General features: G+C 73.2%; 22 protein-coding genes. 9 read left to right on the top strand and 13 right to left on the bottom strand.

All coding sequences use genetic code 11. The features are described 5' to 3' along the window. Positions 1-83 precede the first annotated feature (83 nt). Together SYYSPA8_RS07725 and SYYSPA8_RS07720 are read left to right on the top strand one after the other, a co-directional pair. Positions 84-863 carry an alpha/beta hydrolase gene (locus tag SYYSPA8_RS07725; protein ID WP_323446206.1) on the top strand — a complete coding sequence of 260 codons (780 nt, stop codon included), beginning with the start codon at positions 84-86 and terminating at the stop codon, positions 861-863. Further along, positions 856-1,542 carry a hypothetical protein gene (locus tag SYYSPA8_RS07720; RefSeq protein WP_323446205.1) on the top strand — a complete coding sequence of 229 codons (687 nt, stop codon included), beginning with the start codon at positions 856-858 and terminating at the stop codon, positions 1,540-1,542. The genes SYYSPA8_RS07725 and SYYSPA8_RS07720 overlap by 8 nt, the downstream gene beginning before the upstream one ends. Positions 1,543-1,566: 24 nt before the next feature. On the opposite strand, the gene SYYSPA8_RS07715 is transcribed toward SYYSPA8_RS07720, so the two are convergent. The 6 genes from SYYSPA8_RS07715 to SYYSPA8_RS07690 all read right to left on the bottom strand — a co-directional run bounded on the left by SYYSPA8_RS07715 (position 1,567) and on the right by SYYSPA8_RS07690 (position 6,501). Continuing rightward, positions 1,567-2,319: an endonuclease/exonuclease/phosphatase family protein gene (locus SYYSPA8_RS07715; RefSeq protein WP_323446204.1), complete on the bottom strand. Its 753-nt coding sequence runs from the start codon at positions 2,317-2,319 to the stop codon at positions 1,567-1,569. Between the two features lie 47 nt (positions 2,320-2,366). Further along, positions 2,367-3,308 carry an ROK family glucokinase gene (locus SYYSPA8_RS07710; RefSeq protein WP_323446203.1) on the bottom strand — a complete coding sequence of 314 codons (942 nt, stop codon included), beginning with the start codon at positions 3,306-3,308 and terminating at the stop codon, positions 2,367-2,369. Between the two features lie 115 nt (positions 3,309-3,423). Continuing rightward, entirely contained in the window at positions 3,424-3,888 is a 465-nt protein-coding gene (locus tag SYYSPA8_RS07705; protein WP_323446202.1) for a DUF5304 domain-containing protein, read from the bottom strand. 69 nt (positions 3,889-3,957) lie between these two features. Next, entirely contained in the window at positions 3,958-5,148 is a 1,191-nt protein-coding gene (locus tag SYYSPA8_RS07700; protein WP_323446201.1) for an ArsA family ATPase, read from the bottom strand. Continuing rightward, entirely contained in the window at positions 5,148-5,597 is a 450-nt protein-coding gene (locus SYYSPA8_RS07695) for an SRPBCC family protein (protein WP_323446200.1), read from the bottom strand. The genes SYYSPA8_RS07700 and SYYSPA8_RS07695 overlap by 1 nt, the downstream gene beginning before the upstream one ends. A gap of 127 nt (positions 5,598-5,724) precedes the next feature. Then, positions 5,725-6,501, bottom strand: coding sequence for a metallophosphoesterase family protein (locus tag SYYSPA8_RS07690; protein WP_323446199.1), 777 nt, complete (start codon positions 6,499-6,501; stop codon positions 5,725-5,727). A gap of 392 nt (positions 6,502-6,893) precedes the next feature. Here SYYSPA8_RS07690 and SYYSPA8_RS07685 point away from each other — a divergent pair, with 392 nt between their 5' ends. Further along, positions 6,894-8,690: an AMP-dependent synthetase/ligase gene (locus tag SYYSPA8_RS07685; protein ID WP_323446198.1), complete on the top strand. Its 1,797-nt coding sequence runs from the start codon at positions 6,894-6,896 to the stop codon at positions 8,688-8,690. A 58-nt stretch (positions 8,691-8,748) separates the two neighbouring features. Here the strand turns inward: SYYSPA8_RS07685 and SYYSPA8_RS07680 are convergent, their stop codons facing one another. The 7 genes from SYYSPA8_RS07680 to SYYSPA8_RS07650 form a co-directional block, all read right to left on the bottom strand. Further along, positions 8,749-10,380 (bottom strand): GMC oxidoreductase, encoded by a 1,632-nt coding sequence (locus tag SYYSPA8_RS07680; RefSeq protein ID WP_323446197.1) that lies wholly within the window; start codon positions 10,378-10,380, stop codon positions 8,749-8,751. A gap of 156 nt (positions 10,381-10,536) precedes the next feature. Further along, positions 10,537-11,679, bottom strand: a complete 1,143-nt coding sequence (locus SYYSPA8_RS07675; RefSeq protein WP_323446196.1) for a glycosyltransferase family 4 protein — start codon at positions 11,677-11,679, stop codon at positions 10,537-10,539. 63 nt (positions 11,680-11,742) lie between these two features. Then, a complete protein-coding gene (locus SYYSPA8_RS07670) occupies positions 11,743-12,978 on the bottom strand; it encodes a hypothetical protein (RefSeq protein WP_323446195.1) in 1,236 nt (411 codons plus the stop codon). Positions 12,979-14,249: 1,271 nt separating this feature from the next. After that, positions 14,250-15,278 (bottom strand): C40 family peptidase, encoded by a 1,029-nt coding sequence (locus SYYSPA8_RS07665; RefSeq protein ID WP_323446194.1) that lies wholly within the window; start codon positions 15,276-15,278, stop codon positions 14,250-14,252. A gap of 229 nt (positions 15,279-15,507) precedes the next feature. After that, positions 15,508-16,572 carry a C40 family peptidase gene (locus SYYSPA8_RS07660; RefSeq protein ID WP_323446193.1) on the bottom strand — a complete coding sequence of 355 codons (1,065 nt, stop codon included), beginning with the start codon at positions 16,570-16,572 and terminating at the stop codon, positions 15,508-15,510. Between the two features lie 354 nt (positions 16,573-16,926). After that, complete coding sequence (locus tag SYYSPA8_RS07655) at positions 16,927-18,288, bottom strand: NYN domain-containing protein (protein ID WP_323446192.1); 1,362 nt, start codon at positions 18,286-18,288, stop codon at positions 16,927-16,929. Between the two features lie 34 nt (positions 18,289-18,322). Continuing rightward, positions 18,323-18,565: a hypothetical protein gene (locus SYYSPA8_RS07650; RefSeq protein WP_323446191.1), complete on the bottom strand. Its 243-nt coding sequence runs from the start codon at positions 18,563-18,565 to the stop codon at positions 18,323-18,325. 290 nt (positions 18,566-18,855) lie between these two features. Between SYYSPA8_RS07650 and SYYSPA8_RS07645 the strand changes: the two genes are divergently transcribed. The 6 genes from SYYSPA8_RS07645 to SYYSPA8_RS07620 all read left to right on the top strand — a co-directional run bounded on the left by SYYSPA8_RS07645 (position 18,856) and on the right by SYYSPA8_RS07620 (position 24,169). After that, positions 18,856-19,650: a rhomboid family intramembrane serine protease gene (locus SYYSPA8_RS07645; protein ID WP_323446190.1), complete on the top strand. Its 795-nt coding sequence runs from the start codon at positions 18,856-18,858 to the stop codon at positions 19,648-19,650. Further along, on the top strand, positions 19,647-19,928 hold the full coding sequence (locus SYYSPA8_RS07640) for an Lrp/AsnC family transcriptional regulator (RefSeq protein ID WP_323446189.1): 282 nt from the start codon (positions 19,647-19,649) through the stop codon (positions 19,926-19,928). Before SYYSPA8_RS07645 ends, SYYSPA8_RS07640 begins: the two co-directional genes overlap by 4 nt. Positions 19,929-20,094: 166 nt before the next feature. Then, the gene (locus SYYSPA8_RS07635; protein WP_323446188.1) at positions 20,095-20,520 is read left to right on the top strand and encodes a hypothetical protein; all 426 of its coding nucleotides are present in this window, start codon (positions 20,095-20,097) and stop codon (positions 20,518-20,520) included. Then, positions 20,507-21,946, top strand: a complete 1,440-nt coding sequence (locus SYYSPA8_RS07630) for a sensor histidine kinase (protein WP_323446187.1) — start codon at positions 20,507-20,509, stop codon at positions 21,944-21,946. Before SYYSPA8_RS07635 ends, SYYSPA8_RS07630 begins: the two co-directional genes overlap by 14 nt. Then, positions 21,943-22,605 (top strand): response regulator transcription factor, encoded by a 663-nt coding sequence (locus tag SYYSPA8_RS07625; protein WP_323446186.1) that lies wholly within the window; start codon positions 21,943-21,945, stop codon positions 22,603-22,605. The genes SYYSPA8_RS07630 and SYYSPA8_RS07625 overlap by 4 nt, the downstream gene beginning before the upstream one ends. A gap of 151 nt (positions 22,606-22,756) precedes the next feature. Further along, positions 22,757-24,169 carry an SLC13 family permease gene (locus SYYSPA8_RS07620; RefSeq protein ID WP_323446185.1) on the top strand — a complete coding sequence of 471 codons (1,413 nt, stop codon included), beginning with the start codon at positions 22,757-22,759 and terminating at the stop codon, positions 24,167-24,169. Positions 24,170-24,179 lie beyond the last annotated feature (10 nt).

Raw genomic sequence — 24,179 nt, 5'->3', positions numbered from 1 at the left:
CCCCCACAGCTCCCCCGAGAATCCCCCGCAACTCCTCGCAGCCCCCGCAGCCCCCGCAGCCCCCCGAAGAACAGGAGACCCCGGTGCCGGTCCTTCCCGGAGCCGAGCCCTTCCGCCACGAGGGCGGAGAGGTCGGCGTCCTTCTCTGTCATGGATTCACCGGCTCCCCCCAGTCCCTGCGCCCGTGGGCCGACTATCTGGCGGACCGGGGGCTCACCGTCTCCCTGCCGCTGCTCCCCGGACACGGCACCCGCTGGCAGGACATGCAGCTCACCGGCTGGCAGGACTGGTACGCGGAGGTGGACCGCGAGCTGACGGCGCTGAGCGCCCGGTGCTCCCGCGTCTTCGTCTTCGGGCTCTCCATGGGCGGTGCGCTCACCCTCAGGCTCGCCGCCCGGCACGGGGCGGCCGTCACCGGCATCGTGCTGGTCAACCCGGCGAACAAGGTGCACGGGCCGTCCGCCGCCCTGCTGCCGGTGGTGCGGCATCTGGTGCCGTCCACCCCCGGTATCTCCAGCGACATCGCCAAGCCGGGGGCGACCGAGGTCGGGTACGACCGGGTCCCGCTGCACGCCGCGCACTCGCTGCGGACCTTCCTGCGGCTGGTGGACGGCGAGCTGCCGCAGGTCACCCAGCCGATGGTGCTGCTGCACAGCCCGCAGGACCATGTGGTGCCCCCGGCCGACTCGGCCCGGATCCTCGGCCGGGTCTCCTCGACGGACATCACCGAGATCCTGTTGGAACAGAGCTACCACGTCGCGACGTTGGACCACGATGCGGAGCGGATCTTCAAGGAGAGTTACGCGTTTGTCTGCCGGTTCGCTCCCGATGCCGAGGAGAAGGGGAGCAGGACCGGTGGCTGAGCAGCACGACGCCGACAGAGAGCCGCAGCCCATCGACGAGGAGGCCGCCTGGGCCGCCATCGTCGCGGGGTACGGCGAGGAGCCCGTGGACCCGCCGGGCGCGAAGCCGTTCAGATCGGTGGAGGACCTGGCCCGGCTGGAGGCCCCGAAGCCACCGGAGAAGCCGGCGAGCCTGGAGAAGCGCGAGAAACCCGAGAAGCCCGAGAAGCCTGAGCGATCCGAGCGGTCCGAGAAGCCGGACAAGCCCGACAAGCCGGAGAAGCCGGAGCCGGAGTCCGCGTCGGATGCGGAGTCGGCGCAGGGGCCCGGCGCGGCCGGCCAGCCGCCGGCGCTCGGCAGCTCGATCGTCTTCGCGCCCGGCGTGGGCGGGGCCGGGCCCCGCGACTACCAGGTCGCCGAGGCCAAGGACGACGACCTGGACGCGAGCGACGAGGGCCATTTCGTCCCGCCGGAGCCGCCGCCGCTGCCGGAGGCGGACACCACCGCCAAGTTCGCCTGGCTGGGTGTCATCGGCGGGCCGGTGCTGATGCTGCTGGCCGTGCTCTTCGGCTGGCACATGACCTGGTGGCTGACGACGCTCTGCGTCGGCGGCTTCCTGGGCGGCTTCATCACGCTGGTGGCGCGGATGTCGTCCGGTGACGACGAGGACGAGGACCCGGGCCGGGGCGCGGTGGTCTGACCCCTCAGGGGGGCGGCGTCCCGGTCACGGAGCGGCCGGGACCCGCAGCACGGCGAGCACCGGCAGATGGTCGGTGGCCGCGCGCAGGTCCGCGCCGCCGACCCCGGGGACGTCCACGGGGACGCCGCAGCCCAGGACGGTCACGCCGGGACCGGCGAACACGGCGTCGATCCGGCGGTCCGGAGCCGCCGCCGGGAAGGTGTGCTCGCCGCCCCGGGGCGCGTGCGCCCAGCCGTCCTGGAGCGCGCCCGCCAGCCGCCGGAAGGCGCGTCCGCCGGGGCCCTCGTTGACATCGCCCGCCGCGACGGTGTGCTCCGTGCCCAGGGCCGCGAGCCGGTCGAGGAGCAGCCCCGCGTGGGCGTACCGCTCGTCGGCCCGCAGCCCGAGATGGAAGGCGGCCACCCCGAGCCGGGCCGCGCCCAGCCGGACGACGGCGGTCGCGAGGCCGCGCCGGTGCAGACCCGGGGTGCGGGGCAGGGAGACGTCCTCGGCGTGTTCCACGGTCGCCCGCGGGGAGCAGAGCGCCAGCGGTCCGCTCGCCCCGGCGCCCCCGCCGAGGACGAGCAGACCGCTCTTCGCGGCGAGCCGGGCGGCGTGCGCCCGCCACCGGAAGAAGCGCGGGGCCTCCTGGGCGAGGACGAGATCGGGGGCCGTCGCCCGGATCACCCGGGCGAGGGCGTCCTCGTCGTCACGGAGCGAGCGCAGGTTGTAGCCGAGGACGCGGACGATCTCGGAGCCGTCGGAATCCGTGCCGGAGCCGGGCAGCTGGGTGACCATGGCGGCACCCTACGCGGGCCCGGCGGTGCCCGGCCCCGGCGGTGTGCTCAGCCCTGGCGGGCCAGGTCGGCGGCGCCCACCAGGCCGGCCCGGTTGCCGAGCTGGGCCGCCAGCACCTGGGCGTGCGGCCGCCACTGCGCGCCGATGAGCCAGCGCCGGAACGACTTCCGGATCGGCCCGAGGACCAGCTCGCCCTCGTCGGAGACACCGCCGCCGACGATGAACGCGGAGGGGTCGAAGAGGGAAGCCAGATCGGCCAGGCCGGCGCCGGCCCAGCGGGCCAGCTCCCGGAAGGAGTCGACGGCCACGGGGTCGCCCTGGCGGGCGGCCGCGCTGACATGGCGGCCCTGGATCCCCTCCGGGGTCCCGTCGCCGAGGCCGAGCAGGATGCCCGCGCTCTCCGGCGTGGCGGCGGCCCGCTGCCGGGCGTACCGGACCAGGGCCCGGCCCGAGGCGTACTGCTCCCAGCAGCCCTGGCTGCCGCAGCCGCAGAGAAGACCGTCCGGGACGACCCGGATGTGCCCGAACTCGGCGGCCACGCCGAAGCGTCCGCGCCGCAGCTTGTTGCCGATGATGATGCCGCCGCCGAGACCGGTGCCGAGGGTGATGCAGATGACGTCCTCGTGGCCCTTGCCCGCGCCGAAGCGGTACTCGCCCCAGGCGGCGGCGTTGGCGTCGTTCTCCACGACGACCGGCAGGCCCACGCGCTGCTCGACCTTGTCCTTCAGCGGCTCGTGCCGCCAGTCGATGTTGGGCGCGAAGATGACGGTGGCACGCTTGTCGTCGACGTAGCCCGCCGCGCCGATGCCGACGGCGTCGACGGTGTGGTCCTCGGCCGCGTTGCCGACGGCCGCGCAGATGGCGTCGGTGATGCCGTCGGGCGTCGACGGCGTGGCGACGGTGTGCGTCTCCAGGATGGTGCCCGCTTCGTCCACCACACCGGCCGCGATCTTGGTGCCGCCGATGTCAACGCCGATGGTGAGTCCCATGTGCCCCTCGGTTCCGATCGTGCCCCGCCAGGGGAAACCGTACCCGAGGGTGCCTGGAGCGCCGGTCGACGCGGAGTCGGCGGCGCCGGGAGATCCGCCGGCCGGACCGGGCGGGTCAGTCCAGGTCGATGCGCTCGCCCGGACCGTCGTCACCGTCCCGCCGGTCATCACGCGGGGATTCCGCCGTACCGGAGGGGGCCGCGGGATCGGCGGGCCCCTTGGTCCACCGGCTCTCCTGGCCGGCGACGGCGGAGCGGTAGGCGGCGAGCAGCTCCCCGCCGGCCGCCGCAAGATGATCGAAGACCTGGGGATTGCGCTCGATGACGGGCTCCACGGCCGACCGCGCCTGCTTCACGAACTGCTGTACGGCGCTCTGCGCGGCCACCCCGGGCAGCGTGCCCTGGAACTCGGACACCTTGTCCGCGACCGCGCCGAACAGCTTGCGCAACTCGTCTGCGGCGGACCCGGGCGGCGTACCGTACTGGGCCCGGCGCCGGGCCCGCTCCTCCGCCAGGTCCTCGGCACATGCCTCGGCCCAGGCGTCCGTGTCTGCTGCGGGACGCTCGGTGGCGTCACTCATGGCGTACTCCTGCGCTGGGGGGCTCTGGATACCTCGAAGGTACCTGAAGGGCTTTGCAGGCCCCCCGGCTCAGGGGGATTCGTCGGTGGGGCGTGGCCACAGGCCCGGGTCGGGGGTGAAGCGGACGGTCAGCGTCCCGTCGGTGAGGGCCGCGCCGGAGACCGTGCAGCGGCGGAGCACCGACGGCAGGGGAACGATCCTGCGGAACGGTCCGGCGCGCAGGAGCAGTTCGTCGCCCCGGCGGACCAGGCCGATGTCCTTCTTGTCCGCGCCGGGCAGTGCGAAGGACCACCCGAAGGTGCCGTCGTCGCGGCGGTCCACCACCGGGACGGCCGTGCTCCTCGCGTCGAGAGGGCGGTCCGCGTCGGCGGTGCGGGCGGTGGCCAGCCGTTCCAGGTCGTCGCGGTCGCGGGGGTCGTGCCCGAGGTGCGGCAGCTCCCGGACGGCGGTCCCGGCGCCCCATTCCCCGTACCACTCGTGCAGGGTCTTCTCCTGCTGTGCGGCGAGCGCGGCGAGCCAGGTGTCGGCGGAGTGGCGGGGCAGGACCCGGTTGGCGATCAGTTCGCCGACGGGGAGCCCGTGCAGGGCGAGCCCGGTGCGGGCGGTGCGCAGGGCGTCGGCGGCGGACGGGCCGGGTTCGGCGACGAGCGTCAGGGTGGTGCCGGGGGCCTCGATCAGCTCCTGGACGGCGGCGAGGTCGCTCTCCCAGCGGCCGGCGGTCTCGTACAGCCAGTGCGCGGGCATCGGGACCCCGGCGAGCTGGGCGAGGACGGGGCGCAGCGCGCGGGCGGCCTGTCGTTCGGGGGGCAGCAGCCGGCGCAGATAGCGGCGGAGGCGTTCGGGCAGGGCGAGGAGTTCGATCGTCTCGCGGACCGGCGGCAGATCGAGGACGAGCAGGTCAAAGCCTCCGTCGGCGGCCCCGGCGACGGCTTTGAGCAGGGCGAACTGGAGGGTGCCGGGGAGTTCGGTCAGTTCCTCGGCGGCGAGGGGTACGGCGCCGAGGAGGTCGAGGGCGGCCCCGGCGCGCTCCTGGAGGGCGAGGAATTCGGCCCGGAAGGCGTCCCCGGAGTCGACGCGGGCGGCCCACAGGCCCTCGGCGACCTCCTGCGGGGTCCCGGTGAGCGGGGTGCCGAAGAGGGTGTGGGGGTCGGTGCCGAGGAGCAGGACCCGGCGGCCGGGGCCGGCCGCGGCGAGCGCGGTGGCCGCGGCGACGGTGGTGCGGCCCGCGCCGCCGAGGCCGGTGACGAGGACCTGGCGCATCAGGCGGCGGGCCCGCTCTCGACGCGCTTCTTCAGGCCGTCGAGGGCGCGGTCGATGATGACCTTCTCGGCCTTGCGCTTGATCATGCCGAGCATGGGGATCTTGACGTCGACGGTGAGCCGGTAGGTGACCTCGGTGCGGTCGCCGCCGCCGACGGGGGTGAGGGTGTAGGAGCCGTCGATGGCGCGGAGCATCTGGGACTTGACCAGGGTCCAGCTGACCTGGTCGGGGCCGTGCCAGGTGTAGGCGAGGGTGTGGTCGTCCTTGATCGCTCCGGCGTCGAGGACGAGCCGGACCTGCTCGGCGCGGCCCTGGTCGTCCCGGGAGATCACCTCGGCCTGCTTCACCTCGCCGGTCCACTCGGGGTAGCGGGCGAAGTCGGAGATCACTCCCATGACGTCGGCCGGTGCCGCCTCGATGGTGATGCTTGAGCTGGTGTGTTCCGCCATCGCTGCGGCTCCTCAACAGTGCGGTACGGACTGCGGGGTACGGACCGGGTGATTGTGTGGTGTGCAGGCTATCGCGAGCGGGTGCGGCGTCCGTTCCCGGGCGGCCGCGCGGGCGGGGCGGGGGCCGTCACCACTCCAGGGTCCAGGGCCGGCCGGTGGCGGCGAAGTGGCCGACGTTCACGCACTCGGTGGAGCCGACGCGCATCCGGGCGGCGAGCGGCTGGTGGACATGGCCGAAGAGGGCGTACCGGGGGCGGGTGCGGCGGATGGCGTCCAGGAGGGCCCGGCTGCCGCGTTCGAAGCGGCGGGCGACGGTGTCGTAGAGCAGTTCGGGCACGTCCGGGGGGATGTGGGTGCACAGGACGTCGACCTCGCCGATGGCCTCGACCTTGGCGGCGTACTCCTCGTCGGGGATCTCGTAGGGGGTGCGGGAGGGCGAGGGCAGCCCGCCGCCGACGAAGCCGAAGACGCGGCCGCCGATCTCGGCGCGTTCCCCGTCGAGGACGGTGGTGCCCTCCTGGGCGTACTCCGGCCAGAGGGCGGGAATGTCGACATTGCCGTAGGTGGCGTACGTCGGGGCGGGGAAGGCGGCGAACAGCTCGGCGTACTGCTTGCGCACCGCCGATGCGATGGCGGCGTCCCGGTCGAGTCCGAGGTCGGCCCAGAGCCGGCGGGCGAGTTCGCGGGCCTCGGGGAAGCGCCGGGCGGTGCGGAGCGCGACGATCCGGTCGGCGTTCGCGGTGCCGAAGAGGTCGGGGAAGATCCCGCGTGAGTGATCGGCGTAGTCGAGGAAGAGGACCAGGTCACCGAGGCAGATCAGGGCGTCGGCGCCGTCCTTGGCGCGGGCGAGGTCCCGGGCGTTGCCATGGACGTCGCTGACCACGTTCACTCGGGTGCGTCGCATGACGGCCACCCTAAAACGCCGCCCCGGCGGGTGGACAGGCGCGTCCGTGCGGAGCGGGGACCCGCCTCCGATCACCTGTTTCGTGTGGCCGCGGCCCGCCCGGGCGGGGAGCCGGGACCCTGGTGCGGGACTGGTCCGGACCTGGTGGACGAATGGTGGCGGACCGGTCGTTCTTCCGACCGACCGGGCACGTGGACTACCCTGCGCGAAGTACTGTCATATACGTGTGACGCAGCGAACATCTGGTCGGGACCCCTATCCGGAATTGAGTACTGGTGGGTAACGTCCGGGCAGTCCTGCCGTGCTCATCCCCAGGAGCACGGCCCGACGAGGACAGCAGCCGGTGCATCACACAGAGCCGTGGCGCCGGCGCCCGATGAGGAGCAGCAGTCTTGCGCGAGTTCAGCCTTCCGGCCCTGTACGAGGTCCCCACGGACGGCAACCTGACGGACCTGATCCGCCGCAACGCCTCCCAGCACCCCGATGTCGCGGTCATGGGCAGAAAGGTCGGGGACACCTGGACCGATGTCACCGCCGTCCAGTTCCTCGCCGAGGTCAGGGCCGCGGCCAAGGGCCTGATCGCGGCGGGCGTGCTGCCCGGCGACCGGGTGGCCCTGATGTCGCGCACCCGCTACGAGTGGGTGCTCCTCGACTTCGCGATCTGGAGCGCGGGGGCGGTGACCGTCCCCGTGTACGAGACCAGCTCGGCCGAGCAGGTCTCGTGGATCCTCTCCGACTCGGGCGCGGTCGCGGCCCTCGTGGAGAGCGAGGCCCACGCGGCGACCGTCGGGTCCGTACGGGACCGGCTGCCCGCGCTGCGGGAGCTGTGGCAGATCGAGGCGGGCGCGGTGGACGCGCTGGTCGCGGCGGGCGCGGAGATCAGCGACGCCACCGTGGACGAGCGCAGCGCCGCCGCGCGCGCCGACGACCCGGCGACGATCGTCTACACCTCGGGCACCACGGGCCGCCCCAAGGGCTGTGTGCTGACCCACCGCAACTTCTTCGCCGAGTGCGGCAACGCGGTGGCGCGGCTGAAGCCGCTCTTCCGGACGGGCGAGTGCTCGGTGCTGCTCTTCCTGCCCGCGGCGCACGTCTTCGGCCGGCTGGTCGAGGTGGGCTCGATCATGGCCCCGATCAAGCTGGGCTGCGTCCCCGACATCCGGCAGCTCACCGACGAGCTGGCCGGCTTCCAGCCGACGCTGGTCCTCGGGGTGCCCCGGGTCTTCGAGAAGGTCTACAACGGCGCGCGGGCGAAGGCCCAGGCCGACGGCAAGGGGAAGATCTTCGACCGGGCGGCGCAGACCGCGATCGACTACAGCCGGGCGCTGGACACCTCCCGGGGCCCGTCGCTGGGGCTGCGGCTGAAGCACACCGTCTTCGACAAGCTGGTCTACGGCAAGCTGCGGGCCGTCCTCGGCGGGCGGATCGAGCACGCCATCTCGGGCGGCGCCCCGCTGGGGGAGCGGCTGGGGCACTTCTTCCGGGGCGTGGGCTTCACCGTCCTGGAGGGGTACGGCCTGACCGAGTCCTGCGCGGCGACCGCCTTCAACCCGCCGGACCGGCAGAAGATCGGCACGGTGGGCCAGCCGCTGCCGGGGTCGGTGGTGCGGATCGCCGACGACGGCGAGGTGCTGCTCCACGGCGAGCACCTGTTCGCGGGGTACTGGAACAACCCGGAGGCGACGGCGGAGGCGCTGACCGACGGCTGGTTCCGCACCGGGGACATCGGCACCCTGGACGAGGACGGCTATCTGACGATCACCGGCCGGAAGAAGGAGATCCTGGTCACCGCGGGCGGCAAGAACGTCGCCCCGGCGGTGATCGAGGACCGGATCCGGGCGCACGCGCTGGTCGCCGAGTGCATGGTGGTGGGCGACGGACGGCCCTTCGTGGGCGCGCTGATCACCCTGGACGAGGAGTTCCTCGGCCGCTGGGCGGCGGAGCGCGGGAAGCCCGCCGGGTCGAAGGCGGCCGCGCTGCGGGACGATCCGGAGCTGCTGGCGGAGATCCAGCGGGCGGTGGACGACGGCAACGCGGCGGTCTCCAAGGCCGAGTCGGTGCGGAAGTTCCGGGTGCTGCCGGGGCAGTTCACCGAGGAGGCCGGCCACATCACGCCGTCGCTGAAGCTCAAGCGCAATGTGGTGGCCAAGGACTACGCCGACGAGATCGAGGCGATCTACCGGGGCTGAGGCCCCCGCGCCGCGAACACCGGCGGGGCCGGCGGGGTCCTCACCGGCCTCACTGGTCTCACCGGCCCCGCGGGTCCCTCAGGACGTCCTCGCGGATGATCCGTTCCATGTTCCGCTCGGCGAGCGCGGTGATGGTGACGAACGGGTTCACCCCGAGGGAGCCGGGGATCAGGGAGCCGTCGACGACATAGATCCCCCGGTGGCCCCTGACCCGCCCGTACAGGTCCGTGGCCCGCCCCAGGACACAGCCCCCGAGCGGGTGGTAGGTGAAGTCGTCGGCGATCGCCCGGTTGCCGCCGAACAGGTCGTGCCGGTAGACGGTCCCGTTCACCCGGTTGAGCCGCCCGAAGAGGGAGCGGGCGGCGGCCACCGACGGCCCGTTCTGGTCCCTGCTCCAGCGCAGCCGGGCCCGGTCGCGGACCGCGTCGTAGACGAAGTGGCCGCGCTCCGGGTTCTTCGTGATGGCCAGGTAGAGGCTGATCCAGTGTTCGAGGCCCATCGGCAGCGGGGCGACCTCCGCGAAGACCGGGTGGGTGGGGTTGTTCCAGTCGTCGATGCCGAGGACCGGCATGGTGGACTGGCGGGCCCCGACCGGGTCCCAGACATGGTTGGCGCGCGCGGCCATCACATTGCCGTTGTGGCCCCAGCCGCGCCCCACCTCGGGACTGAGGTCCGGGAGCGCGCCGGTCTCCCGGGCCCGCAGCAGGAGTTCGGTGGTGCCGAGGCTGCCCGCGCCGAGGAAGAGCCGGGAGGTGGTGATCTCGTCGGTCGCCCTGACCCGCCCGCGCAGGTCCAGGCGCTCCACGGTGACGACATGGCCCCGCGCGTGGGGCCGCACCGCGCGGACCCGGCTCAGGGTCTCCACGGTGACCAGGCCGGTGGCGAGCGCGGCGGCCAGATAGGTCTTGTCGAGGCTGCGTTTGCCGTGGTTGTTGCCGTAGAGGACCTCTCCGGCGAGCGCCGACTTCGGGGCCGTGCCCGCCGCCTCGCGCCGCATGTGGTCAAAGTCGTAGACGTTGGGGACGAAGACGGTGCCGATGCCCGCGCGGGCGGCGTGCGCGCGGGAGACCCGGGAGTAGCGGTACCACGGCGTCGACTCGAACCAGGCCCGGTCGATGCTGTTGACGCCCAGCGCGCTGCGGGCGCGCGGGAAGTAGGTGCCGTACATGGCGTCCGCGTCGACCTGGGGCAGCACCTCGGAGAAGTAGGAGCGCGGCGGGGTGACGGCCATGCCGCCGTTGACGAGGGAGCCGCCGCCGACGCCCCTGCCGACGTAGACGGCCATGTCGCCGTAGTCGATCCGGTCCAGGACGCCGGGGTACGGGGATATGTTCCGGTTGACCACGTCGAGCCAGAGGAAGGTGGCGAGCGGGGCCTCGGTCCGGGTGCGGAACCACATGGACCGGTGGTCCGGGGCGATGGTGCGGCAGAAGACCTTCCCGTCGGGCCCCGGGGTCTCCCACAGCCTGCCCATCTCCAGGACGACGGTGCGCACCCCGGCCCGGGCGAGCCGGAGCGCGGCGACGGCGGCCCCGTAACCGGAACCGATCACCAGGGCGGGGGCGTGGTCGGCGGCGGGCGGCTGGACGGCCTGGGCCGAGGCGAGGCCGACCCGGGTGAAGCCGAGGGCGGCGGCGGTCTGGAGCGCGGCGGCACCCAGGAGATGACGACGCGTCAGTTGTGGGGTCATGTCTCGATGCTGGACGACATCCGGCCGCGCGCCCAGCCTCGTCGAGGAAAAGGTTGAATTCCCGTCAATAAATGACTTTACGCAGCTCAGCGAAGTGTCCAACGCGAAAAACGACCCCGTCGACCCACTAGGATCAGCCGGTTGTGCTCCCGGCGGTCACAGCAGCGCGCGAAGGTTCCCCGCCAGCAGGTCCCAGCGCCACCGCTCCTCGACCCAGCGCCGGCCCCGCTCGCCCATCCGGGCCCGCAGCTCCGGGTCCTTCAGCAGCGCGACGATCCGCTCGGCGGACTCCTGGGGCGAGCCACCCCGTACGACCCAGCCGGTCTCCCCGTCGAGCACCGCATCCGGAGCGCCCCCCGAGTCACCGGCGACCACCGGCAGACCGGTCGCGGACGCCTCCAGATAGACGATCCCCAGCCCCTCGACATCCAGCCCGCCGCGCCGGGTACGGCACGGCATGGCGAAGACGTCGCCCGCGCCGTAGTGCGCGGGCAGCTCCGACCAGGGCACCGCGCCGGTGAAGTACACGGAGGCGGCGACGCCGGTGTCCCGGGCCAGGGCCCGCAGATCCCGCTCGTACGGTCCGCCGCCGACGATCAGCAGCGCCGTGCCCGGGACCTTCGCCAGGATCGCGGGCAGCGCCCGGATCAGGGTGTCCTGGCCCTTGCGCGGAACCAGCCGGGAGACGCAGACCACCACCGGCCGGTCGCTGAGCCCGAGCCGCTCACGGACCAGGTCCCCGCCGGAGCCCGGATGGAAGGTCTTCTCGTCCACGCCCGGCGGCAACTGGACCATCCGCGCGGCGGCGGCCGGCGTGAGGGCCGCAGCGATCCGGGAACGGGTGTACTCGCCGAGATAGGTGATCGTGTCCGTGCCCTCGCCGATCCGGCGCAGCAGCTGCCGGGACGCGGGCAGCTGCGCCCAGCCGGCCTCGTGCCCGTGCGAGGTGGCCACGATCCGGCGGACACCGGCCCGGCGCAGCGCGGGCCCCATCAGCCCCAGCGGCGCGGCGGCCCCGAACCAGACCGACTCACACCCGTGCTCACGCAGCAGGTCCGTCGCCCGGCGGGTCACACGCGGCGTCGGCAGCAGCATCGTCGTACGGTCGCGGACGACGGTGAACGGCTGCTCCGCGTCGAACGCGGCGGTCGCCTCCCGCCCCTCGGCACCGTGCTTCCAGGTGGAGGCGTAGACGACGAGACGCTCCGGGTCCAGCCGCAGCGCCATGTTGTGCAGGAACGCCTGGATGCCACCGGGACGGGGCGGGAAGTCGTTGGTCACGATCAAGGTCTTGTGCATCCCTGCCGACAGTAACGGAAACCGGCGGGCGTCCGGTTCGCGGGCCGGGGCCCGTCCGACGGCTCAGGGGCTGAGCCGGTCCGTCAGATACGCCCGCCAGGCCGTCGTGAACGACTCGGGCGTGGTGCCCAGGACCCGCGAGAACGCGACCGGCAGCGGACTGCGGGCCGCCTCGCGGTAGAACGCGATCAGCTTCCGCTCGCCCCAGCGCCCGGCGATCAGCTCACAGGCGAGCCACCCGCCCTCGTACGCGCGGGCCAGGGCGTCGGCGTCACCCGTGAAGGAGAAGTCGGCATCGGCGGGCAGCACCGCGGGCGGCTGGCCGCGCCGCACCGCACGCTGGAGCTCGGGGGCGATCCGGCCCGCCGTGCGACCACTCCCCCGGTAGGCGACCCAGTCGGCGAAGCCCTCCGACAGCCACATGGGCGTCGTACCCGAGGTGTGGGTGCGCGTGGCGACATGGGCGGTCTCATGGGTGAGGACGATCTGCTTGCCGAAGTCCCCGAGCGCCCCGTACGCCGCCGGATTGACGATCACCCGGTCCGCCGGCACCTCCTCCCGGGTGCCGGTCGCGCCCGTGGTCACCGCCGCGATCCCCCGGTAGCCGGCGGCCGGCGCCCCCAGCAGCGCGCCCATGTCGTCCAGGGTGCGCGGGACGAGGACGACGACCCGCCCGGCCCAGGGCGACGGCCAGGAACGCGCCACGGCCGGCACGGACCGGTCGGCCGTGCGCGCGATCGCCCGCAGCCGCGCCGCGGGCTGACCGACCCCCAGCACCAGACTGGCGCCGCCCCGCACGACCTGGACATCGCCCTGCTGCCACAGCTGCTCGGCCGCGCCCGGCGCGGGCCGGTCGGCCGTGATCCGCCAGCCGCCGCCGGCGTCGCGGGCCAGCTCCAGTTCGCGGCCGGTGGTCACCGGGCCGGGATCGTGGCCCGCGAGCCGGTAGCTCAGCTCCGCACCGGCCACCACCCGCCCCCCGGCCCGGTGCCCGACCGGCCCCAGCCGGTACGCCCAGGAACCCAGCGGCACCCGGGCCAGCCGCGTGAACTGACGCCGCTCGGCCGCCCGCAGCCCCGTCGCCGCCGGATCCAGCACCTCCAGATAGCCCCGCTCGTCCCGGTCCAGGAGCGCCCGCGCCCGCAGATCCAGGAGCCGCTGCACATCGGCGGCGGTGGTATCGGGCCGGGGCGGGGGCGCGCACCCGGCGAGCAGCGCCGGAGCCAGCACGGCCACGGCGGCGAGGATCCCCGCCGCCGCCCGTCCTCTCGCGCGTGCGCCGCGCCGGTGAACCGCCACGGTGCCGATCGTACGGAACGGGTCGCGGCGGGGCCGCGTGTCCCTGGCGCGCCCCCCGTACGGGGCGCCCCGGCGCGCCCGCCGCCCCTTCAGCCCCCGAACCCACGTACGCCCTGCCGCCACGAGTCGACCCGCACCCGTGCGAGGGTGGCCTCGCGCTGCCCGACCCGCGTCGGTACGAGGACGTCACGCTCGTCCGGGGCCCCGGCTGTCCGGCCCGCGTCGGTACGGGGTCCCGCACCTTCCTTCCCCCCGCCCGGGGGTACCGGCCACCCTCCGGCTGATCCGTGGGCGGGGGTGCAGGGTCGCCCCCGCAGGGGATCGGCGGACCTACCGGCCCAGTGTCGTGTCCGCTTTGCGCTCGCCGACCCCGAGGAGGTGAGCCCGGAGGCCCCGCCAACCCGCACCACACCCGGGCCGGGCCGACCCGCACAAACCCGCCTCGCCAACGTTGGCCCGCACAAATCCCGCCTCGCCGTCGACCCGCACAAAAACCAGCCTCGCCGGCGTTTGAGGCACGGAGGCTCGGGGGCTGGCCCTCGACACGGGGCCGCACATGCCATGTGCCCGAGACCCATCCGCCCCTGCGGCGACCTGGGCAAAATCCAGCCCCGCCGGCGATTGAGGCGCAGGGGTTCGGGGACTGGTCCCCGACGACCGGCCCGCACACTGCGGGACATTCGCCTGTGCGGCGGGACAGAGTGCTGGTCCGTCCTCAAGCGCCGGACCGGCTGGAATTGCTCGGGTGATCGTCGGGGGCCAGCCCCCGAACCTCCGCGCCTCAATCGCCGGCGAGGCTGGTTTTGCTCGGGTCGTCGTCGGGGGCCGGCCCCCGAGGCCCCGCGCCTCAATCTCCCCCAGACTTCGTCCGGGGGGACCCCCACGAGGCTGGATTTTGCCGGGTGATCGTCGGCGAGGCGGGTTTGTGCGGGTCAACGTTGACGGGGCGGATTTGTGCGGGTCGACCCGGCCCGGGTTGGTGGTGCGGGTTGGCGGGGCCTCCGGGTTCACCTCCTCGGGGTCGGCGAGCCCACTCACCAGGTTGAGTGCGGGTCGGCCTCCGCCGATCCCCTGCGGGGGCGACCCTGCACCCCCACCCACACAGTAAGCACAGGCGGACCGTACCCCCGGGCGGGGGAAAGACAGGTGCGGGACCCCGTACCGACGCGGGTCAGGCAGGGCGGGGCCCCGGACGAGCGCAACGCCCCCGTACCGACGCGGGTCGGACAGCGCAAGGCCGAACCCGGCGGCGGATGGGGCGGGCGGGGGCGTCAGACCCGGGTCACGGACGTGATCGGCATCATGCCCACCGGGTCGTATCGCACCGCCGCCCCCGGGTACGGCGCATGCAGCACCCGCCCGTTCCCCGCGTACAACCCGATATGGCTGGCGTCGGCACGGTAGGTGACCAGATCGCCGGGGCGGGCCTGCGCGAGGGGCACCGGGCGGCCCGCGAAGCGCTGGGCCTGGGAGGTGCGGGGCAGGGACACGCCCGCCTGGGCGTAGGACCACTGGACGAGGCCGGAGCAGTCGAAGCCGCCGGGGCCGGTGGCGCCCCAGACGTAGGGGCGGCCGAGCGCGGTCTGTGCCGCGCGCAGGGCGACGCCGGCGCGGGCCGACGCGGGGACGCCGTTGCCGGGGAGGTCGGGGAGTTCGCCGCGCCCGTCGTCGCGGGAGGCGCGGGTGTAGGCGGCGCGTTCCTGCGCGGAGAGGGAGTTCAGCAGGGTGCGGGCGGCTGCGAGCCGCCGCTCCACCGCGCGCTTGTGCCGGGCCAGGTCGCGCCGGCCGCGTTCGAGTTCGGCGAGGTCGCGTACGGCTTCGGCGCGGGTCTGCCGCAGCTCGCGCTGGGCGTGCTGGAAGTCCCGGAGGACGAAGTGCTGGCGTTCGCCGATGCGTTCGAGCATCTCCGCCCCGGCGAGGTAGCTGTCGGGGTCGGCGGAGAAGAGCAGGTCGAGCGTGGGGTCCATGCTGCCGGAGCGGTACTGGGCCATCGCGACGGCGCCGAGTCCCTGCCGCATGCGGTTGATGCGTTCCTGGCCGCGGGCGACGCCGTCGCGGGCGCGGGCGACCGAGGTCCGCAGCCGGGCGACCCGTTCGCCGGCTGCGTTGAAGCGTTCGGTGGCCCGTTCGGCCTCGGTGAAAAGCCGGTCCACGGCGGCCCGTGCCTCCCTCGGGGAGTCGCCCGGGTCCGCGCCCGCCGGGGCGGGTCCGAGTGCCGCGGCGGCCGTCGCCGCGGCGGCGGACAGTACGGCGGCGCGATGGGTGGAACCGGGGTGGGTGGGCCGTCTATGGGACGCCACGGATAGCGCTCCCTTCCGCGAGGACAAGGGCTGGGCTGGTGCGCCGCAGACAGTAGCCGGGCGGACACAGGGCGGCCAAAGACCCCAAAGGGCGCGCGCGAGCGCGCCCCACCGGTAGGACCACAGGTCACCGGTGGGGCGCGGCGTCAGTATGAGGGACGCGAATTCCCCCGATCGGAGGGGGCCGCCCGGCCCGGGGAGGCGCCGGGCGAGAGGGCCGGAGGGTGCGTCAGACCCGTACTCCGAACATGTACGGCATGTTGTTGATGGACTCGTACCGCACGACCGCGCCGGTGCGCGGCGAGTGCAGGATCTGCCCGTTGCCGGCGTAGAAGCCGACGTGGTGCAGGTCGGAGTAGAAGAAGACCAGGTCGCCGACCTGGAGATCGGACTGCGAGTTGATCCGGGTGCCGATGGTGGCCTGTGCCTGCGAGGTGCGCGGTATCGAGACGTCGGCCTGGGCGAAGGCCCAGGAGGTGAAGCCGGAGCAGTCGAAGGAGTTGGGGCCGGAGGCGCCGTAGACGTACGGTGTGCCGATCTTGCTCTGGGCGGCGGCGTACGCGGAGGACACCCGGCCGGATGCGGGCTTGGCCGCCGACTCGCCCTGTCCGGCCTGCGGCTTCCCGGGCGGGGTGAGCTTGGCCCGCTCCTCGGCGCGGTCGGCGCGCTGCTGCTCGGCCCGCTTCAGTTCGGCGCGCTCCTGCGCGGTGAGCGAGTTCAGCAGCCGCTGGGCCTCGTTCAGCTTGCCCTGGACCTCGCGCTTCTTGGACGCGAGCTGCTCGCGGGTGTCGGCGAGGTCGCCCAGCTTCTCCTGGGCCTCCTTGCGCTGCTGGGCGAGGGTGCGCTGCTTGGCCTGGATGTCGCTGATCGCCTCGGCCTGCTTCGAGCCGATCTGGTCCAGCGCGGAGGCCTGGTCGAGGTAGTCGTCCGGGTCGGAGGAGAGGAAGAGCTGGAGTGCCGGGTCCATGCCGCCGGAGCGGTACTGGGCGCTGGCGACCGAGCCGAGCGCGTCCCGCAGCTCGTTCAGGCCGTCCTGGCCGCGGGCGACCTTGTCCTGGAGGGTGTCGATCTGCTTCTGGAGCTTGCCCTGCTGCTCCTTGGCGCCGTTGAGCTTCTCGGTGGCCTTCTCGGCCTCCTCGTAGAGCTTGTCGACCTTGGCCTTGACCTCGTTCTTGGTCGGCTTGGGGTCGGCCTGCGCGGTCTGGGAGGTCAGGGCGACGGCGGCCGCCGCGGTCGCCGTGAGCACGGTGACGCGGGCCCGGTTGGGCTGCTTGGGACGACGGTGGGATGCCACGAAGGACGGCTCCTTCTTCCTCTGAGCCGCCTACCGGGCAGGGTTGGTGTCCCCGGCTCCGTGCACTCAGGCCCCCGCGACTTGGCTGACGTGCGCAGACTCGGCGGTCCTTCGCCGCCATCCCGGATGGATGATCGACCGCGCGAAGGTTCGACGCCTGACCTTAGTGACGTTCTTGTGATCACTTCAAATCCCACCGGGAAAAAATCCGGCCGGGAGAGCATTCTTTACTCACATCACACAGGGCGTCATGGGTGTTTGACGCCCCGTCCCGCTGGATTTCCGCCCAAGTCGCCCAGTGGTGTACCCATCACTACAGTGACGGCGTTACGTGACACATCGCCACGAGCCGGGTCAGACTCGGGAGAGGCGTTTCAACAGCATCGCGGAGGCCACCGGCCGGGCGCCCGCCCGGGCGACGCCGTCCGCGACCTCGCGGTCGGTGGAGACGACGACCACCGGCCGGCCCGGCGGTTCGGCGCGGACCAGCTGGCGGATCAGCTCGTCCGCCGTGATCCCCGGCTTGGAGAAGAGCACGCGGACCCCGCGCGGCGGGGCGAGCAGCACGGGGGCCGCCAGTTCGGCCCCGTCGAAGACGCAGGTGATCTCGGCGCCGCTCTGCGCGGCGAGCACGGAGAGCCCGCCCAGGAGCCGCAGCCGCTGCTTCTCCAGCGGCATGGTCGGATAGCCGGTCTTGGTGACGTTGTAGCCGTCCACCACCAGATGGGCCTGGGGCAGGGCCAGCAGCTGGTCCAGCAGGGCCGGATCCGTCTCGGAGAGCGCGCGGGCGGCGATGTCCTTGGGTGACATCCGGCCCGGCGCGACCGCGTCCACGGTGTCGGCGGGATGTATGGAGACCGGCGGCAGCGCCAGCTCCCGGCGGAGCCCCTGCGCGCCCTCCAGCACGGTGTCGAGCAGCAGCCGCAGCCGCATGTCCTCGACGGAGCGGCCCTCGCGGGCGGCCCGGCGGCCGGCCTCGACGGCGGCCTCGGCCTCCGCGAGCCGCGCCTTGAGCCGCCGGTTCTCGCTCTCCGCGGCCGACAGCTGGCCCGCGCCCTCGGCCCGTACGGTCTCGACCTCCGCGAGGGCCCGCCGCAGGGCCGCCTCGCCGCGCTTGATGTCGCTCTGCGCGGAGCGCATCCGGCGCCGCAGCGACTCGGCCTCCTTGCGGACGGCCTCCAGTTCGCCGCGGAGCCGGTCGGACTCGCCGCGGGTGTGGTCGCGGACCTCGGTCAGCTCCTCGCGCAGCCGCTCCAGCTCGCGCCGCCCGGCGTCGTCGGCGCGCTCGGCGTCCGCGCGCTGGGCCTCCTCGCCGGCGGCCGCCACCAGCTTCACCCAGCCCGCCGGGCGCAGCACATAGGCGGTCGCGGCCACGTCCAGGGGGTCGGCGGCGGCCGGCGGCGCCCCGGCGACCAGCGCCGCGCACAGCTCCGGCTGGGCCAGTGCGAGGCGCTCGCCGACGCGCTGGCGGAAGACGGGATCGCTCTCCAGGGCCGCCGCCATCGCGTTGCCTGCGAACCGGGCGCGCCGGGAGGGGGTGAAACGTGCGTACTGGCGCAGCTGCGCGGGCAGCTCCGCGACGGTCAACCCGCCGAAGGCGTCCGCGACCAGCGCGACGACCCTGCGCCGTACGCCTTCCGGCAACGGCCGGTCGAGCGCCTCAGCGGCATCACCGGCCGTACCGGCCGGCTCGGCGCCGCTCCCCGGCTGCTCCACGATCCGTCACCCCAATACCCTGCGGCCGGCTCCGTCAGGAGTCCGTACCCGGCCTGTCCACCAATTCGATCTTGTCCTGGGCGTTGCACCACCGGCAGCGCACCGACTCGATGGTCTCACTGAGCACCTCGCGCTCCTCGACCTTGGGTTCCCCCGCGAGGTCCAGATGGACGTACTCGACGACCTTGGAGGAGCGGGTGACATCGAAGCGGGTGAGATTGCCGCAGAGCGTGCAGCGCCAGCGGGTCTCGGCCGTCGGTGCGGGAACCGTCGTCATCAGTGTCGTCCTCTTCCGTCGTACATCTCGTACGTTCCGTCGTACATTCCGTACGTCCGGTACATCCCGGCGGGGACGTAGTCGGGCGTACGACTGTCTGGTCGCACGCACCACCGCTCCGGCACGGCACTCCGGGTCTCGCCGTGCGCACGGTCGCCGTGCGGGGTGCGGGCCCCGCGGTGCGCCGTCGAACTGCGGGTGTACTCCCTGTAACTCTATGGCCTCGCGGGTCCCCGGGGGCACGGCGAGGCACTCTGTACCGTTCTCCTCCGCTACGCCATGATCTGCCCATGATCGAGTGGCGGGCCCTGGCCCGGGGAGTGGCGAGGGGACCCGCCGTGACCTCGGCGGTGATCGCCGTGTGCTGCGCGCTCTTCGTGGCCGGGCCGGTCTCGGGGCTGAATCCGCCCCGGGGGCGCCTGGACGGTGAGCAGCTGCTCGCGGCGCAGACCGCGTACTTCGAGCGGTGGGGGGTGGTCCCGGCCGAACTGATGAGCGGGGACCCCGGCGCGCTGCTGACGCCGTTCACCGCTCTCTTCATCCATGGGAACTGGCTGCATCTGCTCGGGAACATGCTCTTTCTCTACGTCTTCGGCGCGATGGCCGAGGAGCGCATGGGCCGGGTGGAGTTCTTCCTCTTCTACGCCGTCACGGGCGGTCTGGCGCTGTCCGCCTACGCCGCGGCCCATGCCGGGTCCCAGCAGACTCTCGTCGGGGCGTCGGGGGCGATCTCCGGGGTACTGGGGGCCTTTCTCTTTCTCTTCCCCCGGGCCCGGGTGACCAGTCTCTTTCCGTTCCTCTTCTTCCTGCCGCTGCGCTTCCCCGCGTGGATTGTGCTGATTTTCTGGTTTGTCCTGCAAGGGATGGCGGCGACCGGCGCGGGCACGGGCGGCGCCGGGGTGGCCTATCTGGCCCATCTGGTCGGCTTCGCCCTGGGGTTCCTCTACGCGTGGGCGCGGTCCGGGCGCGGAACAGGGCCGCTCGCGCACCTGGCGCGGCGGCTCGGGCGCACGGCCGGACGGCCGTGGCGTAGGACTAGAGTGAAGGTCCCAGCAGCGGCCACCGAGGGAGAAAGCCAGCCGTGATCACCGCGATCGTGCTCATCAAGACCAGCGTGGACCGCATTCCCGAGATCGCCGAGTCGATCGCCGCGCTGGAGGGTGTCAGCGAGGTCTTCTCGGTCACCGGGACGTACGACCTGATCGCCATGGTCCGGGTGGCCCGGCACGACGAGCTGGCCGAGGTGATCCCCGGCCGGATCAGCCGGATCGAGGGCGTCGAGGGCACCGACACGCACGTCGCCTTCCGCACCTACTCCCAGCACGACCTGGAGGCGGCGTTCGCCATCGGCCTGGACTCCTGACCCGGCCCGGCGACCAGCAGGTCCGGCCCGGTCCGCCGGCCGCCGGGCCCGCCGCCGTCCGGCCCGGTCCGCCGATCCCGACTCCGACCCGAAATGAGGCCAAGATGAAGAATTCCTCATCCTGGTCTCATCCGGCGCCCCCACTGGCCTCGCCACCCTTGAGTACATGGTCTTCTCTCATCGCATAGCGGCCCTGGCCGCGGTCGTCGCGATCCCCCTGGGGATCGCGGTGACGAGTTACGCCCTCACCGACAGCCCCGACGACCGCAAGGTGCCGCCGAAGGTGGAGCTCCAGACGAGCCCGCCCGCCGGCAGCCCGTCCGACGGCACACCGTCGTCCCCCGGGCCCTCCGAGCCCTCCGAGCCGGGGCAGTCGGCCTCCTCGCCGGCCCCGTCCGGCTCCCCGGAGCCCACTCCGCGCGACGAGACGGTCCGCCCGACGTCGCCGAAGAAGACCCCCAAGACGCCCGTGGACGAGACCGTGGCCCCGCCGCCGGTGAAGGAGAACCCGCCCGGCGACGACAACGACGACGACGGCCCTGGTGGTGACGACGGCGGCGCGGGCGGCGACGACTCCGGTGACGACGGCTGACCCGGTACGCCGCCGGGTCTCCGCACGTCTGCGCATCCTGCTCTGGCTGCTGCTCGTGATGGCGGTCGCCCTGGGCGCGGTCGCCACGGCCACCCGCTCCGTACTGCTGCGCGATGTGGACCACCGGATCAACGGCCTGCTGGTGCAGGAGGCCACCGAGTTCGAGAACTTTGTCAAACAGGGCGTCGACCCGGAGACCGGGGGCCACTTCACCGACCCCGACCGGCTGCTGAAGACCTTCCTCGTCCGCCAGTACGCCGACCCCGACGAGGAGTTGCTGGGTCTGGTGGAGCGGCCCGGCTCGCACCCCGCCACCCGGGAGCAGGTGCGCGAGGCCGTCGGCTACCACCCGCTGGCCAAGGACCGGCTCGCCCTGATCGAGGTCTTCAACTCGCCGCAGGCCACCGGCACGGTCAGCCGTGCCCAGGGGGACATCCGCTGGGCGAAGATGGAGATCGGCACCGGCCCCGGCATCCCCCGGTCGGCGTTCGTCGTCGCCATCCACCCCGAGGCCGAGCAGGGCAAGGCGAACGACATCTTCGCCATGCTGCTCGCCATCTCGGGCGTGGCCCTGCTGATGACCACCGGCATCGGCTGGGCGGTCGCCGGGCGGATCCTCCAGCCCGTACGGCTGGTGCGCACCACCGCCGAGCAGCTGACCGAACAGGACCTGACCCGCCGTATCCCGGTCCAGGGCCGGGACGACATAGCGGCTCTCGCCGAGACGTTCAACGCCATGCTGGACCGGCTGGAGCGGGCCTTCGCCGCCCAGCGGGAGTTCGTGGACGACGCCGGCCACGAGCTGCGCACCCCCATCACCATCGTCCGCGGCCATCTGGAGCTGATGGGCGACGATCCGGCCGAACGCGAGGAGACCGTACGGATCGTGATGGAGGAGCTGGACCGGATGAGCCGCATCGTCGAGGATCTGCTGCTGCTCGCCAAGGCCGAGCGGCCCGACTTCGTCACCCCCGAGGCGGTCCAGCTCGGCGAGCTGACGGCCGATGTCTTCGTCAAGGCACGGGCGCTGGGCGACCGCACCTGGCAGCTCGCGGAGACCGTCGACGCCGAAGTGCTGCTCGACTCCCAGCGGATCACCCAGGCCATGGTGCAACTCGCCCAGAACGCCGTGCAGCACACCATCCCGGGGCAGCGGGTCGCCATCGGCTCCCGCAGCCTGGAGGACGGCATCGAGCTGTACGTCGCCGACAGCGGCCCCGGGGTCCAGCCCCAGGACGCCGAAGTGATCTTCGAACGGTTCCGGCGGGGCACCGCGCGGCGCGGCGCCCGCGCCACCGGGGCGGGCCTGGGCCTCGCCATCGTGAAGGCGATAGCCGAGGGACACGGCGGCCGGGTCGAACTGCGCCCCACCGAGGGCGGCGGAGCCACCTTCGTGCTCGTACTCCAGAAAGAGGCCACCCTGTGAACCGGATACTCATCGTGGAGGACGAGGAACGCATCGCCTCCTTCGTGGAGAAGGGACTGCGCGCCAACGGCTTCACCACCACGGTGGTCCCCGACGGCGACGCCGCCTTCGACTACGCCGTCACCGGCGGCTTCGATCTGATCGTGCTCGACATCGGGCTCCCCGGAAAGGACGGCTTCACCGTCCTGCGGCAGCTGCGCGAGGCCCGGATCTCCGTACCCGTGATCATCCTGACCGCGCGGGACTCGGTCCGGGACACCGTCGCCGGCCTGGAGGGCGGCGCGGACGACTGGATGACCAAGCCGTTCCGGTTCGAGGAGCTGCTGGCACGGGTCCGGCTGCGGCTGCGCACGGCGGCCCGCGCCCCCGAGGTCACGGTGCTGCGCAACGGCGAACTGTCGCTGGACCTGCGCACCCGCCGGGCCCGCTCGGGCGAGCGGACCGTCGATCTGACCGCCCGTGAGTTCGTCCTCCTCGAACTCTTCCTGCGCCACCCGGGCCAGGTGCTCTCCCGCGAGCAGATCCTCTCCCATGTCTGGGGGTACGACTTCGACCCCGGGTCCAACATCGTCGACGTCTACGTCCGCTCGCTCCGCAAGAAGCTGGGCGCGAGCCGGGTCGAGACCGTGCGGGGCATGGGGTACCGGCTCCCCGAGTGAGCGGGGCGCACGACCGTACGAGGGCGGGGGCACCACGACCGGTGCCCCCGCCCTCGTCCGTGGGAACGTTGGGCCACCCGGGGCACGGCGGGTGAAGTTTCCTTCATGAAGGGCTCATGGAGCGCTCACCGCCCGGGTGAAGCCTTCTCATGTGACCTTGAACCTGCGACAAGCGACCACCCTCTGCGTGGCCCTGAGCATCTGCGCGCTGCTCGTGGTCCCCACCAACTTCCCGGGGCTGAGCGGCGACGCCCGGCTCACCCTGGCCATCTTCGCCATCGCGACCTGTGCCTGGATCGGCACCCCGATAGACGACACCTACATCGCCCTGGGCGCGGGACTCGCGCTCACGGCGACCGGGGTGATCAGCAGCGATGAGCTGTTCGGGACGCTCGGCGACGACACGGTGTGGCTGCTGATCTGTGCCTTCGTCCTGGCCGCCGCGGTGGCCAGGACCGGGCTCGCGGGGCGGGCCGCCGCCTTCCTGGTCGGCGGGGCGCGCACGGTGCGGCAGCTGGTCCATCTGACCACCGCCGCGCTGGTGGTCACCGCGTTCGCGGTCCCGGCCACCTCCGGGCGGGCCGCGCTCGCCATGCCGGTCTTCCTCGCCCTGGCGAAGGCCCTGGCCGGCCGGACCCGGCTGGTCGTGATGCTCGCGCTCCTCTTCCCCACCGTCATCCTGCTGTCGGCGGTGGCCACCCTGATCGGCGCGGGCGCCCATCTGATCACCGTCTCCGTGCTCTGGGAGGCCGCCGGGGAGCGCATCGGCTTCACCGAGTGGCTCCTCATCGGGCTGCCGCTGGCCGTGGTCTCCTCCCATCTCGCCGCCGAGGCCGTGCTCTTCACCACCACGAAGCGCGCGGACCGCAAGGGCGAGGTGCACATCACCGCCGAGGAGATCCAGGAGCACAGCGACAAGCCGGTGACCGGTCCGTGGGAGCCGGCCGAGACCCGGTGCGCCCTGCTGCTCGCGACCGTGGTCGCGCTGTGGTGCAGCGAGCCCCTGCACCGGGTGCCGCCGGCGGTGGTCGCCCTCATCGGCGCCGTGGTGGCCGCGTCGCCCGCGCTCGGGACCGTACGGCTCAAGGACGCGCTGAAGACCGTGCCCTGGTCGCTGCTGCTGTTCATGGCGGCGACGATGGCCATGGGTGTGGCGCTGGCCGACTCGGGGGCGGCGAAGTACCTGGTCGGCGGGATACCGCTGGATCTGCCGCCGTGGGCCTTCCTCTCGGTCGTGGTGGTGGTCTCCACCCTGGCGCACCTGGTGCTCCAGTCCCGTTCGGCGAGATCGTCGGTCCTGGTGCCGCTGGTGGTCGCGGCCGCCGTGGGCGCCGGGGTGAACCCGGTGGCCGCCGCGCTGGCCTCCACCGCCGCCGCGGGCTTCTGCCACACGCTGCCCGCCTCCGCGAAGCCGGTCACCCTCTTCGCCGAGATCCCGGGGGTGCCCACGTACACCCCGCGCGACCTGCTGCGGCTCTCCGCCGTCCTGGCGCCGATGACCGCCGCGCTGGTGCTGTTCTTCGCGGTCGCGGTCTGGCCCCTGCTGGGTGTCCCGCTCCGCTGAGCCGGGCCGC

Origin of the sequence: Streptomyces yaizuensis, from assembly GCF_034961445.1 — a bacterium.
GTDB classification, from domain to species: domain Bacteria; phylum Actinomycetota; class Actinomycetes; order Streptomycetales; family Streptomycetaceae; genus Streptomyces; species Streptomyces yaizuensis.
This window is presented reverse-complemented; position numbering and strand designations above follow the sequence as displayed.

Excerpts from the sequence above, each read along its gene's own strand:
- SYYSPA8_RS07715 (WP_323446204.1), bottom strand. The coding sequence starts at position 2,319 with ATGGTCACCCAGCTGCCCGGCTCCGGCACGGATTCCGACGGCTCCGAG.
- SYYSPA8_RS07700 (WP_323446201.1), bottom strand. The coding sequence starts at position 5,148 with ATGCGCCAGGTCCTCGTCACCGGCCTCGGCGGCGCGGGCCGCACCACC.
- SYYSPA8_RS07680 (WP_323446197.1), bottom strand. The coding sequence starts at position 10,380 with ATGACCCCACAACTGACGCGTCGTCATCTCCTGGGTGCCGCCGCGCTC.
- SYYSPA8_RS07675 (WP_323446196.1), bottom strand. The coding sequence starts at position 11,679 with ATGCACAAGACCTTGATCGTGACCAACGACTTCCCGCCCCGTCCCGGT.
- SYYSPA8_RS07690 (WP_323446199.1), bottom strand. The coding sequence starts at position 6,501 with ATGCGACGCACCCGAGTGAACGTGGTCAGCGACGTCCATGGCAACGCC.
- SYYSPA8_RS07650 (WP_323446191.1), bottom strand. The coding sequence starts at position 18,565 with ATGACGACGGTTCCCGCACCGACGGCCGAGACCCGCTGGCGCTGCACG.
- SYYSPA8_RS07695 (WP_323446200.1), bottom strand. The coding sequence starts at position 5,597 with ATGGCGGAACACACCAGCTCAAGCATCACCATCGAGGCGGCACCGGCC.
- SYYSPA8_RS07635 (WP_323446188.1), top strand. The coding sequence starts at position 20,095 with ATGGTCTTCTCTCATCGCATAGCGGCCCTGGCCGCGGTCGTCGCGATC.
- SYYSPA8_RS07710 (WP_323446203.1), bottom strand. The coding sequence starts at position 3,308 with ATGGGACTCACCATCGGCGTTGACATCGGCGGCACCAAGATCGCGGCC.
- SYYSPA8_RS07645 (WP_323446190.1), top strand. The coding sequence starts at position 18,856 with ATGATCGAGTGGCGGGCCCTGGCCCGGGGAGTGGCGAGGGGACCCGCC.
- SYYSPA8_RS07705 (WP_323446202.1), bottom strand. The coding sequence starts at position 3,888 with ATGAGTGACGCCACCGAGCGTCCCGCAGCAGACACGGACGCCTGGGCC.